We start from the raw sequence: 13479 nt of genomic DNA, 5'->3' as shown, positions 1-13479 counted from the left end.
ACAATGGCGGCATGGAGATGCCGATGAATGAACGGTCGCATGAGCACCCCCAGGTCCTTGTAGTGGGGCAGGACGGAATGGCGATCGGCGGCGGTGGCACTGACGACGAGTCGCGGGAGGTCCCGGTGACGGAGATGGTCGAGCAGCCCGCGAAGGTCATGCGGATCGGCAGCATGATCAAGCAGCTCCTGGAGGAGGTCAGGGCCGCTCCTCTTGACGAGGCGAGCCGCGTGCGCCTGAAGGAGATCCACGCCGGTTCCGTCAAGGAGCTGGAGGACGGTCTCGCGCCGGAGCTGGTGGAGGAGCTGGAGCGGCTGTCCCTGCCGTTCACCGAGGACTCGGTCCCCTCCGAGGCGGAGCTGCGGATCGCCCAGGCGCAGCTGGTGGGCTGGCTGGAGGGCCTGTTCCACGGCATCCAGACCGCGCTGTTCGCCCAGCAGATGGCGGCCCGTGCCCAGCTGGAGCAGATGCGCCGCGCCCTGCCGCCCGGCAGCGGCCCGGAGGAGGAGGGCGGAATCGACCCGCACGGTCCGGTCCGCTCGGGGCCGTACCTGTAACCGACCACGCACGAGGGCCCGGCACACAGCGGTGTGCCGGGCCCTTTCCGTACGCTCGCGTGCTCAGGCGGCCGTGGACGGCTGGAGCAGCACCTTGCCGATGTGGGTGCTGGACTCCATGACCCGGTGGCCCTCGGCCGCGTCCCGCATCGGGACCGTGCGGTCGACCACCGGCTTCACGACGCCCTGCTCGATGAGCGGCCACACGTGCTCGCGGACGGCCGCGACGATCGCCGCCTTCTCGGCGAGCGGGCGCACACGCAGCGACGTCGCCGTGACCGCCGCCCGCTTGTTGAGCAGCGTGCCGAGGTTCAGTTCGCCCTTGGCGCCGCCCTGGAGCCCGATGATCGCGAGCCGGCCGTTGACGGCGAGCGCCTGCACGTTCCGGTCGAGGTACTTCGCGCCCATGTTGTCGAGAATGACGTCCGCACCCGCCCCGGCCGTGGTCTCGCGGATCTCCTCCACGAAGTCCTGCTCGCGGTAGTTGATCAGGACATCCGCGCCCAGCTCCGCGCAGCGCGCCAGCTTGTCGGGGCTGCCCGCCGTCACGGCGACCCGTGCGCCGACGGCCTTGGCAAGCTGGATCGCCATCGTGCCGATGCCGCTGGACCCGCCGTGGACCAACAGGGTCTCGGCGGGACGGAGATGGGCCACCATGAACACGTTGGACCAGACCGTGGCCGTCACCTCGGGCAGCGCCGCCGCCTGCACGAGGTCCAGCCCCTTGGGTACGGGGAGGAGCTGGCCGGCCGGCACGGCGACCTTCTCCGCGTAACCGCCGCCCGCGAGGAGCGCGCACACCTCGTCGCCGACGGCCCAGCCGGTGACCCCGGGCCCGAGGGCCGAGACGCGGCCGGAGCACTCCAGGCCCGGGTAGGAGGACGCTCCCGGCGGCGGGTCGTAGAAGCCCTGGCGCTGGAGCACATCGGCCCGGTTGACCGCGCTGGCCGCGACGTCGACGAGGACCTCGCCCTCGCCGGGAACGGGATCGGGCACCTCGGCCCACACGAGCGCCTCGGGGCCACCGGGTTCGGGGATCGTGATCGCATGCATGGCCGCGAGGCTACTCCGTGGGCCGGGCGGTCTCAGGAACGCGGGATGCCCTGGTGCGGCGGATGGCCGGGCGGCTCGTTCGAGGCGCGGACGATGGTGATCAGGCGGTCCGTCAGCTGCAAGGGGCTCGCCGCCGGGTCGTCGTAGCCGAGGAGCCGGTGGCCCCGCAGCACGTTGACGACAAGGTCGTCGGTCTCCCGCACGCTCTTACCGACCTCGCTCTTTATCACCGGCCGTTCGACCAGATCGAGGCCGCTGCCCTGCTGGATGAGGTCTTCCATGACCGTGCCCGCGCTGGGGCTGAGCACGGAGAGGCCGAGCAGCCGGCCCGCCGCACTGGCACTGGTGATGACGGCGTCCGCGCCGGACTGCCGCAGCAGCGGGGCGTTCTCCTCCTCGCGGACCGCGGCCACGATCTTCGCGCCCCGGTTGAGCTGGCGGGCGGTCAGCGCGACCAGCACCGCGGTGTCGTCGCGCTGGGTGGCGATGATGACCTGACGAGCCTTCTGAAGCTCGGCCCGCAGCAGCACATCGCTGCGCGTGGCGTCCCCGACGACCCCCGTGAAGCCCTCGGCGTTGGCGATCTCGATCACCTTGGACTGCGGGTCGACAATGACGATCTGTTCCTTACTCAGCCCGGTGGCGCACAGGGTCTGGATGGCCGAGCGGCCCTTCGTACCGAAGCCGACGACGACAGTGTGGTCACGCAAGTTGGTTCTCCAACGCTTCAGCCGGAAGTCCTCCCGGGTCCGCTCCGTGAGGACTTCGAGGGTGGTGCCGACCAGGATGATGAGGAAGAGCACGCGCAGCGGTGTCACGAGCACCACGTTCATGAGGCGGGCCCCGTCGCTGTACGGGGTGATGTCGCCGTACCCGGTGGTGGAAAGGGTGACCGTCGCGTAGTACACGGAGTCCAGCAGGTCGACCTTGCCGTCGGCCGCGTCGTGGTAGCCGGCCCGGTCGACCCAGACGATGAACACCGTGGCGGCCAGCACCATCAGAGCCATCATCAGCCGCTTGGCGACCTGGCGCGCGGGCCCGTCCACGACCCGGCGCGGAAGCATCACGCGGGTGGGGACGACGTGTTCGTCCGCCCGCCTGGCCATCGCGTCCTGGCCCGGAAGTTTCACGTGAAACACCCTTCAGTCCACGGCGTCGCCGGGACCCACGGTAGATCGAGGATCTCCACCTCGGTGCCGGACCGTACCCCGCCCGGCTCCACGACGGCCAACCCGTCTGCGGCGGCGATCCCACGCAGCATGGCGGGACCGTTGTAGTGCAGTGGTACGACGTGCTCCGCCCCGCCCGCGGTTCCGGGTTCTCCGGCCGCCCGGTGGACCACGGGCACCAGCCGGGTGTCGCGCGGATGCCCGTGCACATCGTCGCGCACGGCCACCCGGTAACGGTCATCGGGGGTGCGTCCGGCCAGTCCGCCGAGGAGCGGACCGGCCAGAGTGAGCAGTCCGGAGACGGCGGCCAGGGGATTGCCGGGCAGCCCGACGAGCCAGGGCCCTTCGGAGGTGAGCCGGGCCAGCAGCATCGGGTGGCCGGGGCGCACGGCGACCCCGTCGACCAGGAGCTCCGCCCCGATCCGGCCGAGGACGCGGTGGACGTGGTCGACGGGCCCGGCGGCGGTGCCACCGGTCGTGATGATCAGGTCCGCCTCGGAGTCGGCGAGCGCCTTCCGCAAGGCCTCCGCGTCGTCGCCGAGGCGCTGCGGGGGTGTGACCTCGGCGCCCAGCGCGTGCACCCACGGCCCGATCATGGGGCCCAGCGCGTCACGGATCAGCCCGTCGTGCGGCAGCCCGGCGGTGAGCAGTTCGTCGCCGAGCACCAGGACGTCGACGCGCGGGCGGGCCCGGACGGGCAGCTCGTCGTACCCGGCGGCCGCGGCCAGTCCGAGGACGGCGGGCGTGACGACCGTGCCGGCGGGGAGCAGGACCTCCCCCGACCGGCACTCCTGGCCGCGCGGCCGGATGTCCTGCCCCTGGCTCACGGACCGCTCCGCGTACAGCAGGCCCTTGGCCTCGTCGGCGTGCGCGTGCTCGCTGCGGATGACGGCGGTGACCTCGGCGGGGATGCGCGCGCCTGTGGCGATACGCACGGCCTCCCCGTCGGGCAGCGGGGCGGGCGCGCCGTGGCCGGCGAGGATGCTGGCGTCGTCCCGGATCTGCCAGGGCCCGGGGCCCGCAACGGCCCACCCGTCCATGGCCGAGGTGTCGAAGGACGGCAGGTCGGTGAGCGCGACCAACGGCTGCCCCAGGACCCGCCCCAACGCCATGCCGAGCCCGAGCCATTCGGTACGCACGGCACCACGCTGCCCGGCCCGGGCAGCGACGTCCCGGGCCGCAGGCCAGGAGACCGCCGCGTGCCGGGAGGCGTCGGTCCGGGGGCCGCACCGGTGACCGGCAGGGGAGGCATCGGTCCGAGGGCCCGTCCGGTCACCGACGGCGGCGAAGTCGGGTCCGGGACTGGGCCGGTCACCGACGGGGGCGAAGTCGGACCCGGAACCCGGCCGGTCACCAGGGGAGGCGTCGGGCCGGGAACCCGTCCCGTCGTCGACGGGGGCGCTGTCGGCCCCGGGGCTTCCGGACTGGTCGGAGCACCCTGCGTTGCCCAGCGGGTCGCCGCCGGGCCCGGGGTCCGGGGACGCGGCCGAGCGGTCGCCTCGCTCGCCGGGCTGCCGAAGGGTGCCGCCCGCCTGCGCGGCGGGGGCGGCCGGGGCACGGCCTTCCGGCCGGTCGGCTCGGTCGGCGCCGGGCCCGGGGTCCGGCGACGCGCCAGGGGCGGCGCCCCGCTCGCCGGGGGCCGGGGCATCCGACCAGTCGTTGTGGAGGCTGGTCAGCCAGTCGGCCGACGCGTCGGTCTGCGCGGGCTCCGCGTCGCGGGGCGACTGGGTCACGAGGGCCAGGGCCTGAGCGACGGCCCGCTCCTCGTCGGCCCGCTCCTCCGCCTCGGACGCGACGCGCGACTCGGACGCGACGCGCGACTCGGACGCGACGCGCGACTCCGCGACTACGCGCGAGGCACCCCGGTCGTCCCCGGCCCGCGCCCCGTCCGCGCGAGCGGCACCACCACCGAGGTCGCCGGAGTCTGCGGAGCCCCCGAGCCCCCCGGCCCCCTCGGGGCGCCCGACGTCGCCGGGGCCTCCGCGAGCACCGGTGCCCCGCGCGCCCCCGGGCGCCCCGGGCCCCGTCACGGTGTCTCGTTCTCGTCCGCCCACCGGAGCGCGAGCGCGGTCGCCTTGCGGGCGGCCTCGGCCACTGCCTCGGGCCCTCCGCCGTCACCGCTCGCCTTCGCCGCCGCGTAGCCGACCAGGAAGGTCGTCAGGGGCGCGGCGGGCCGGGCGACGCCATGCGCGGCGTCACGGGCGAGGTCGAGCAGGAGGCCGGTGTCGACGTCGAGGTCGATGCCGAGTTCTTCCTTGACTGCGGTGATCCATTCGTCCAGCACCGTCCCATGTTCTCTGATCCGGGCCCGGGCCGTGGCGATGTCCTCCCAGGTGTCGCAGTCGAACGAGGCGAGGGGGTCCGCCGCCACCCGGCACAGCGTCAGCTCCTGCGTGAGCAGCCTCAGCGGCAGCCCGCCCAGGCCTCCGTGTTCCGCGGCAAGGAAGGCCAGTTCGCGGCGGAGCGCCTCGCCCCGGTAGGCGGCGACGAGCGGCTGGTCGCGCCCGCCCTCGTCGGAGCACAGGGCACCCTCGACGCCCTCTCCCTCCGAGGCGGCCAGCAGGTCCGCGACCGTATCGGCGCCCAGGAACGGCAGATCGGCTGAGAGCACGAGCACCCGCTCCGCCGACGTGTGCCGGACCCCGGCGCCCAGTGCGGCCAACGGGCCACCGCCGGAGGGGACTTCGCGCGCCCAGGTCACCGCACGCGCGGTGGGCCGCCGGTCCCCCACCACCACGGTGGTCCCGGCGCCGGAGCAGGCGGCGAGGACCCGGTCGAGGAGCGGACGACCGCCCACCCGCACGGCGGGCTTGTCGGCACCGCCCAGCCGCTTGGCGGCCCCTCCGGCCAGAACGATGGCGTCGTATGCGGTCATGCCCCCGAGTATGCGGGGCCCGGCCGGCCGGGCCCCGCGGCGCCCCTACACGCTCCGGAGCAGCAGCGCGGGCTGCTCCACGCAGTCCGCGACGTACCGCAGGAAGCCTCCGGCGGTGCCGCCGTCACAGACCCGGTGATCGAAGGTCAGGGAGAGCTGCACGACCTGGCGCACGGCGAGCTGTCCCTCGTACACCCACGGCTTGGGGACGATCCGGCCGACGCCCAGCATCGCGGCCTCGGGGTGGTTGATGATCGGCGTCGAGCCGTCCACCCCGAAGACCCCGTAGTTGTTGAGCGTGAACGTGCCGCCGGTCAACTCGGCCGGCGTCAGCGTGCCCGTTCTGGCCGCCTCGGTCAGCCGGGCGATCTCGGCGCCGATCGACTCCGTGGTGCGGGCGTGGGCGTCCCGTACGACGGGGACGACCAGGCCCCGGTCGGTCTGCGCCGCGAAACCGAGGTGGACCTGCGGCAGTCGGACGATCTCGCGCGCCTCCTGGTCCACCGTGGAGTTCAGCTCCGGGTAGCGGGCCAGGGCCGCGGTGCAGATGCGGGCGAGAAGGGCGAGCACCGACACCTTGGCCGCACCGGCGGCGCCGTTCATCGCCGCGCGCGCGGCCATCAGCTCGGTCGCGTCCGCGTCGACCCAGCAGGTGGCGTCGGGGATCTCCCGTCGGCTGCGGGCCAGCTTGTCGGCGACCGCTCCCCGTACACCGCGCAGCGCGACCCGCTCACCCACGGCTGACGAAACGGCGGGGGAGGAGGAGGCCTCCGGGACGGGCGCTTCGGCGGCCGACCGGATCGCGGACTCGACGTCGGCGCGCAGGATCAGCCCGTCGGGCCCCGATCCGGCGAGCCGGCGCAGATCCAGATCGTGCTGCCGCGCGAGCCTGCGGACCAGTGGAGACACCACCGCGACCGGCCCCGGCGCGGGGTCGGGCACGGCGGCCTGGGCCGGTGCCGCGGCCGGGACGGGCGCCGCGGGCACGGCGACCACCGCCTTCGGCCCCTCCGGCCGGACCCGCCGACGCCGCACCGGCGGCGCCCCTGTCCCGTAGCCCACCAGCACGTTCCCGGACCCGGAATCCTCCGTCCCGGAATCCGTGTCCGTACCGCCCCCGTCGGATTCCACGGGCGATCCGACGGCCACGGTCAGCAGCGGGGCCCCCACCGGGAGCTCGGCGCCCTCGTCGCCGAAGCGGGCGGTCACCACACCGCCGTACGGGCAGGGCACCTCCACCATGGCCTTGGCCGTCTCGACCTCGACCACCGGCTGGTCGATGGCGACGACGTCCCCGACCTCCACCAGCCAGCGCACGATCTCCGCCTCGGTCAGCCCCTCGCCGAGATCCGGAAGTCTGAACTCAAGAACCTGAGGCATCAGTTCTCCGCCTCCCACTGGAGTCGCGCGACGGCGTCGAGGACCCGGTCCACGCCGGGAAGGTGGTGCCGCTCCTGCATCGGCGGCGGATACGGGATGTCGAACCCGGCGACCCGCAGCACCGGCGCCTCCAGGTGATGGAAGCACTGCTCGGTGATCCGGGCCGCGATCTCGCCGCCCGGCCCGCCGAAGCCGGTGGACTCGTGGACGACGACCGCCCGCCCGGTACGGCGGACGGAGGCGGCGACGGTCTCGTCGTCGAACGGCACCAGGGAGCGCAGGTCGACCACTTCGAGATCCCAGCCCTCTTCGACCGCCGCCTGCGCGGCCTCCATGCAGACCGGCAGGGACGGCCCGTAGGTGATCAGGGTCGCGCTGCGGCCGGGGCGGCGCACGACGGCACGGCCGATGGGCTCCACGGCGGTGGGATGCTCCGGCGACCAGTCGGCCTTCGACCAGTACAGCCGCTTCGGCTCCAGGAAGACCACGGGGTCGTCCGAGGCGATCGAGGCCCGCAGCAGACCGTACGCGTCCTCAACCGTGGCCGGGGTGACGACATGGAGACCGGGGGTCGCCATGTAGTACGCCTCCGAGGAATCGCTGTGGTGCTCCACGCCGCCGATGCCGCCGCCGTAGGGCACCCGGACGGTGATCGGCAGCGGCATCGCGCCCCCGGTCCGGTTCCGCATCTTGGCGACATGGCTGATGAGCTGCTCGAACGCCGGGTACGCGAACGCGTCGAACTGCATCTCGACCACGGGCCGCAGCCCGTACATCGCCATGCCGACCGCGGCCCCGAGGATGCCCGCCTCGGCGAGCGGGGTGTCCGTACAGCGTTCGTCGCCGAACTCCTTCGCCAGGCCGTCCGTGATCCGGAAGACCCCGCCGAGCGTCCCGACGTCCTCCCCGAGGACGTGCACCGTGGGGTCCTCGGCCATCGAGTCGCGCAGCGCGCGCCCCAGCGCCTGCGCCATGGTGGCGGGCTTGGCCTTCGCCGTCCGCTCCCCGGCCGTCACCGCTGCCGTGGTCATCGCCCTGCTCCCCCGTCTTCCGTGCCGTGCTGGTCGTTCTCCGCGGCGAGTTCCTGGCGCAGCCGGGCCGCCTGCTCCCGCAACTGCGTCGTCTGCTCCGCGTACACATGGGTGAAGAGGTCCATCGGGTCGAGCACCGGGTCCGCGTTCATCCGCTCCCGCAGCCCCGCCGCCATCCGCTCGGCGGCCGCCCGCGCCTCTTCCACCCCCGCGTCATCGAGCAGACCGCGCCCGGTCAGTTCGCGCTCCATGAGCTGGACGGGGTCGTGGTCCCGCCACGCCTCGACTTCGCTGTCGCCGCGATAGCGGGTCGCGTCGTCGGCGTTCGTATGGGCGTCCATGCGGTACGTGACCGCCTCGACCAGCGTCGGACCACCACCGCTCCTGGCCCGGGCGACCGCTTCGGAGAGCACCTGGTGCACCGCGGCGGCGTCGTTTCCGTCGACCAGGCGGCCGGGCATGCCGTACCCCACGGCCTTGTGGGCCAGGGACGGCGCCGCCGTCTGCTTGGCCAGCGGTACGGAGATGGCGAAGCCGTTGTTCTGCACGAGGAAGACCACCGGGGCCTTCCAGACCGCCGCGAAATTCAGCGCCTCGTGGAAATCGCCCTCGCTCGTGCCGCCGTCGCCGACCATTGCCAGCGCGACCACGTCGTCGCCCTTGAGCCGCGCCGCGTGGGCCAGCCCCACGGCATGCGGCAGCTGGGTGGCGAGCGGGGTGCAGAGCGGCGCGATGCGGTGCGTACGCGGGTCGTAGCCGGTGTGCCGGTCACCCCGCAGCAGGGTCAGCGCCTCGACCGGGTCGAGACCCCGGGCCACCGCCGCGAGCGTGTCGCGGTAGCTGGGGAAGAGCCAGTCCCGCTCATCGAGGACCAGGGCGGCCGCGATCTCGCAGGCCTCCTGGCCCGTGCTCGACGGGTAGACCGCCAGCCGGCCCTGCTTCGTCAGGGCGGTCGCCTGGGCGTTGTACCGCCGTCCGCGCACCAGCTCCGCGTAGAGCCGCAGCAGCAGCTCGGGGTCGGCGTCGGCCGCCGCGTCCGTACCGAGGACGCGGTACGGCTCCGGGTCCGGGAGCAGCGGCGCGGGATCGGTCAGCGGCTTCCAGGCCGGGGGCGGCGTGGGCCGGTAGGCGGCCGCTCCGGGCAGCTCTTGGACCGTCATGACAGGCACCTCCGAGCATCGAGGGGTGTCGACATATGGTGATATATCGAAAACATCGCGAAGCACAGGTGTGGCGTGCCTCACCTACCGATTGTTCGGTCGCGAGCGCATTTTGGCTACAGGCACCGCCAGCCTGTGGACAAACGGTTTTCCACAGCCTGGGATAGAGGCAGGTCGTCCAGGACGGGGAGGCGCGGGAACATGCCAGCTGAACAAATGGCCGACGGGACCGACGGGCCGGGCCAGGTTCCTCCGGCGCGCCCGCTCGATTCCATCGACCACGCCATCCTGCGACTGCTCCAGACGGACGGACGCGCCTCGATACGGTCGGTGGCCGATCGGGTCCACGTGTCGCGCGCCAACGCGTACGCCCGGATCAACCGGCTCATCGAGGACGGTGTGATCCGGGGCTTCGGCGCACGGGTGAACCACGAGCGGGCGGGACAGGGCGCCTCGGCGTACGTCACGCTCAAGATCGTCCAGAACTCCTGGCGGACCGTCCGCGAACAGCTCCAGGCACTGCCGGGAGCCACCCATATCGCGCTGGTCAGCGGCGACTTCGACGTCCTGCTCCTGGTGCACACACCGGACAACCGGACGCTGCGCGAGCTGGTGCTGACCCGTATTCAGGCCATTCCGGAAGTGCTCTCCACGCGCACGCTGCTGGTGTTCGAGGAGACCGACCTGGCCCCGGGCCCGGACCGGCCCACGGAGCTCGCCTGAGCGGATAAGGGCAGGTCAGGAACCATATTTCGCGAGGAAGTCGCGCACGGTGGCCCAGCGCTCGTCGTCGTAGAGCAGCGCCACCCCGTGAGCGCTCTCGTCCCGCACGTAGACCAGCTTGCGCTCGGTCGACTTCACGCTCTTCTTGTTCAGCTCCTTCACCCCGGTGGCGAAGTCGCCGTCCAGTTCCCCGACCATGTACAGCACGGGTGAGGTCAGGTGGGACACGGCCCCCACGGCGTTCATATTGGAGTACTGCTCCGGGGCGGAGAGCGCGACGACGGCGTCGGGCTGCGGTTTCAGCCGGGGCGCCGCCGCGAGCACCGCGGTACCGCCCTTGGAGGCGCCCATGAGAAGGAGCTTCTTGGCGCCCTTGTCCCGCAGGTAGCCGGCGGCGCCGATGATCTCGGCGACCTCCGGACCGGTCGAGTTGACCGCGAGCACGCGATAGCCGGCCTTGCTCAGCACGTCGGCCTTGTCCTTCCACTGGCAGGCCGTGCCGTCGGACTGGTGCGCGAGTACGATCCCGGCGCCCGCCCCGCCGTGCGGCGCGTACGCACCGGTTTCGGAGCCGTCCTCGCTCGGGAAGGTGATCGACGCCTGCTTGGCCTCCTCCGGTGTCAGACAGCCGAAATCGTCCGGCTGCCGGGCCGACACACCACCGCCGTCGCCCTCGTCGCCCCCGCCGTCCGACGAACAGCCCGCCAGCGAGGCCGAGACGAACAGTGCGGCGGCGGCACAGAAAAGTCCGGGCACCCGGAGCGCGGCGGTCATGGGCGCGATATTGGTGTGGCCCTATTCCGTAGTCAACGGCGGTCCGGACCGGCCTTCATGCCGTCGAAGGCCAGTCGCACCACCGTGTCGGCGAGACGCTCCCCTTCCGCGCCGCCGTCGGGCAGCGGCCGGTACCACTCCACGAGCGAGTTCACCATCCCGAACAGCAGCCGCGTCGCGAGCCGTATGTCCACGTCGGAACGGAGATCGCCGTCCGCGACGGCCGCCTTCAGCAGTTCGGCGACCCGCTGGTCGAACTCGCGCCGCCGCTCCAGGGCCCAGCGCTCGGTCTTCGTGTTGCCCCGCACCCGCAGCAGCAGCGTGACGTAGGGGAGTTCGGCTATCAGCACCTCGACGGTACGACGAGTGACGTACTCGACCCGCTCGATCGCACGGCCCCGCGTCGCCCCCGGTTCGTCAAGGATCCCGAACAGCCCGTCGAGGGCCCGGCTGACCGCACGGCGCAGCAGTTCTTCCTTGCCCGCGACGTGGTGGTAGATGGACGACTTGGAGATTCCGGCCGCCTTGGACAGGTGCTCCATGGACGTGCCGTCGTAGCCGCGCTCGTTGAACACACGGACTGCGACGGTCAGCAGAGTCTCCGGTGTGTACGTGTCCCGCTTGGCCGTGGTCATGTCCGCGATCCTCCCCTACGAGTTGTCCACAGGTTTCGTGGGCCCCCTTGTCCCGACCGATCGTTCGGTTACTCTAACTCTGTCCGCCCGTCCCTGCCCAGCTCGATGAGGAGTTGGTCCGTCATGGCCGCCGAGCTCTCCCCGCACCTGCTGTCCGAGAAGCACCGCTCCACGCTGGACCGGGCCCTCGAAGCGATCCGCACGCGTGACTACTGGTCCCCGCACCCCGAGCACCCGAAGGCGTACGGAGAGGGCGGCGCCCCGGGAAGCCTCGGCGCCGCCGAGGGCAAGGCCGCCTTCGACGCCGTGCTGCACGGCCGCCTCGACCTCGGACAGCCGGGCACCGATGGCTGGACGGGCGGGGAGGTCTCCCCGTACGGCCCCGAGCTCGGCGTCGAGTACCCGCACGCGGACCTGGACGTGCTGCTTCCGGCCATGCGGGCGGGCATGCCCGCCTGGCGAGAGGCGGGCCCCGAGACCAGGGCCCTGGTCTGTCTGGAGATCCTGGCGCGGATCAGCGCCCGCACCCATGAGTTCGCGCACGCCGTGATGCACACCAGCGGCCAGGCGTTCATGATGGCGTTCCAGGCCGGCGGACCGCACGCCCAGGACCGCGGGCTGGAAGCCGTCGCCTACGCCTACGAGGAGCAGCTCCGCGCGCCCCGGACGGCCGACTGGTCGAAGCCGCAGGGCAAGCGCGACCCGCTCGCGCTGCACAAGACGTTCATCCCGGCGGGCCGCGGCATCTCGTTGCTGATCGGCTGCAACACCTTCCCCACGTGGAACGGCTACCCGGGCCTCTTCGCCTCCCTCGCCACGGGCAACCCGGTCCTGGTGAAGCCCCACCCCCGTGCGGTGCTCCCGCTGGCGCTCACGGTCCAGCTGGCGCGCGAAGTGCTCGCGGAGGCCGGTTTCGACCCCAACCTCGTCGCCCTGGCCGCCGAGCGCCCGGGTGAGGGCATCGCCAAGACGCTGGCGGTGCGCCCCGAGATCAAGATCATCGACTACACGGGCTCCACGGAGTTCGGTGACTGGCTGGAGGCCAACGCCCGCCAGGCCCAGGTCTACACGGAGAAGGCCGGCGTCAACACGGTCGTCGTGGATTCCACGGACGACTACCGCGGCATGCTCGCCAACCTTGCGTTCTCGTTCTCCTTGTACAGCGGCCAGATGTGCACCACCCCGCAGAACGTGCTCATCCCCCGCTCCGGCATCACCACGGACGCCGGCGACAAGTCCTACGACGACGTGGTCGGCGACATCGCCGCCGCCGTCACCGGCCTCCTGGGCGACGACGCCAGGGCGAACGGCCTGCTGGGCGCCCTGGTCAACCCGGACGTGAAGGCCCGCCTGGAGTCGGCGGCCCACCTGGGCGAGGTCGCGCTCCCGTCCCGCGAGGTGGCCAACCCGGACTTCCCGGACGCCACCGTTCGCACCCCCGTGATCGTCAAGCTCGACGCGGCCAAGACGGACGGCGAGGCCCCCTACCTCTCGGAGTGCTTCGGCCCGGTCTCCTTCGCGGTCGCGGTCGACTCCACGGCGGACGCCCTGGAGCTGCTGCGCCGCACGATCCGCGAGAAGGGCGCGATGACGGTGGGCGCGTACACGACCTCCCCGGAGGTGGAGCGCGCGGTGGAGGACGTCTGCCTGGACGAGTCCGCCCAGCTCTCCCTGAACCTCACCGGCGGCGTGTACGTCAACCAGACGGCGGCGTTCTCCGACTACCACGGCTCAGGCGGCAACCCGGCGGCCAACGCGGCCCTCTGCGACGGCGCCTTCGTCTCGAACCGCTTCCGCACGATCGAGGTCCGCCGCCAGAACTGAAACCGTCGGGAACCCAGCCTGTCGCCGACGTGGATCCCCGTCCTCGTCGGCGCGAACCCGGCCCTCGCCGCGTGCATCCCAGCCTCGCCGGCGCTTGAGGCGCGGGGTCCGGGGCGGAGCCCCGGTTCCGGGGGGGTGGGGGGAGGGGGAGGCCCCCCCCCCGCGCGCCCGGCCCCCCCCCCCCCCCCCCCCCCCCCCCCCCCCGACCCCCCCCCCCCCCCCCCCCCCCCCCCCCCCCCCCCCCCCCCCCCAGCACACCCCCCCCCCCCCCCGCCCCCCCCACCACCCAGCAACAAAA

At 72.9% G+C, this 13479-nt stretch carries 12 protein-coding genes; 3 read left to right on the top strand and 9 right to left on the bottom strand.

Features of this window, described 5'->3' with window-relative positions; genetic code table 11:
* Nucleotides 1–11: 11 nt before the first annotated feature.
* Nucleotides 12–557 carry a bacterial proteasome activator family protein gene (locus tag ACZ6C6_RS18720; protein WP_469204073.1) on the top strand — a complete coding sequence of 182 codons (546 nt, stop codon included), beginning with the start codon at nt 12–14 and terminating at the stop codon, nt 555–557.
* Nucleotides 558–620: 63 nt separating this feature from the next.
* On the opposite strand, the gene ACZ6C6_RS18715 is transcribed toward ACZ6C6_RS18720, so the two are convergent.
* The 7 genes from ACZ6C6_RS18715 to pdhA are packed head-to-tail and all read right to left on the bottom strand — an operon-like array spanning nt 621 to nt 9225.
* Nucleotides 621–1610 (bottom strand): NAD(P)H-quinone oxidoreductase, encoded by a 990-nt coding sequence (locus ACZ6C6_RS18715; RefSeq protein ID WP_469204063.1) that lies wholly within the window; start codon nt 1608–1610, stop codon nt 621–623.
* 32 nt (nt 1611–1642) lie between these two features.
* On the bottom strand, nt 1643–2716 hold the full coding sequence (locus ACZ6C6_RS18710; protein ID WP_469204687.1) for a potassium channel family protein: 1074 nt from the start codon (nt 2714–2716) through the stop codon (nt 1643–1645).
* Nucleotides 2717–2736: 20 nt separating this feature from the next.
* The gene (locus ACZ6C6_RS18705; protein ID WP_469204061.1) at nt 2737–4809 is read right to left on the bottom strand and encodes a molybdopterin molybdotransferase MoeA; all 2073 of its coding nucleotides are present in this window, start codon (nt 4807–4809) and stop codon (nt 2737–2739) included.
* A complete protein-coding gene (locus tag ACZ6C6_RS18700) occupies nt 4806–5654 on the bottom strand; it encodes an NTP transferase domain-containing protein (protein WP_469204059.1) in 849 nt (282 codons plus the stop codon). The genes ACZ6C6_RS18705 and ACZ6C6_RS18700 overlap by 4 nt, the downstream gene beginning before the upstream one ends.
* A 45-nt stretch (nt 5655–5699) precedes the next feature.
* A complete protein-coding gene (locus ACZ6C6_RS18695) occupies nt 5700–7034 on the bottom strand; it encodes a dihydrolipoamide acetyltransferase family protein (protein ID WP_469204057.1) in 1335 nt (444 codons plus the stop codon).
* Complete coding sequence (locus ACZ6C6_RS18690) at nt 7034–8065, bottom strand: alpha-ketoacid dehydrogenase subunit beta (RefSeq protein ID WP_469204055.1); 1032 nt, start codon at nt 8063–8065, stop codon at nt 7034–7036. Before ACZ6C6_RS18690 ends, ACZ6C6_RS18695 begins: the two co-directional genes overlap by 1 nt.
* Nucleotides 8062–9225 carry a pyruvate dehydrogenase (acetyl-transferring) E1 component subunit alpha gene (gene pdhA / locus ACZ6C6_RS18685; protein ID WP_469204053.1) on the bottom strand — a complete coding sequence of 388 codons (1164 nt, stop codon included), beginning with the start codon at nt 9223–9225 and terminating at the stop codon, nt 8062–8064. The genes ACZ6C6_RS18690 and pdhA overlap by 4 nt, the downstream gene beginning before the upstream one ends.
* 216 nt (nt 9226–9441) lie before the next feature.
* On the opposite strand from pdhA, the gene ACZ6C6_RS18680 reads away from it, so the two are divergent.
* Entirely contained in the window at nt 9442–9948 is a 507-nt protein-coding gene (locus ACZ6C6_RS18680; RefSeq protein WP_469204686.1) for an Lrp/AsnC family transcriptional regulator, read from the top strand.
* Nucleotides 9949–9963: 15 nt separating this feature from the next.
* Here the strand turns inward: ACZ6C6_RS18680 and ACZ6C6_RS18675 are convergent, their stop codons facing one another.
* Both ACZ6C6_RS18675 and ACZ6C6_RS18670 read right to left on the bottom strand, forming a co-directional pair.
* Nucleotides 9964–10722, bottom strand: coding sequence for an alpha/beta hydrolase family protein (locus ACZ6C6_RS18675; protein WP_469204051.1), 759 nt, complete (start codon nt 10720–10722; stop codon nt 9964–9966).
* A gap of 32 nt (nt 10723–10754) precedes the next feature.
* Entirely contained in the window at nt 10755–11357 is a 603-nt protein-coding gene (locus tag ACZ6C6_RS18670; protein ID WP_469204049.1) for a TetR/AcrR family transcriptional regulator, read from the bottom strand.
* A 123-nt stretch (nt 11358–11480) separates the two neighbouring features.
* Between ACZ6C6_RS18670 and paaN the strand changes: the two genes are divergently transcribed.
* Entirely contained in the window at nt 11481–13181 is a 1701-nt protein-coding gene (gene paaN / locus ACZ6C6_RS18665) for a phenylacetic acid degradation protein PaaN (protein WP_469204047.1), read from the top strand.
* Nucleotides 13182–13479: the final 298 nt, after the last annotated feature.

It is taken from the genome of Streptomyces sp. NPDC041814 (genome assembly GCF_055590565.1).
The sequence above is the reverse complement of the archived record's forward strand: the minus strand, read 5'-3'. Positions and strand labels throughout refer to the sequence as shown.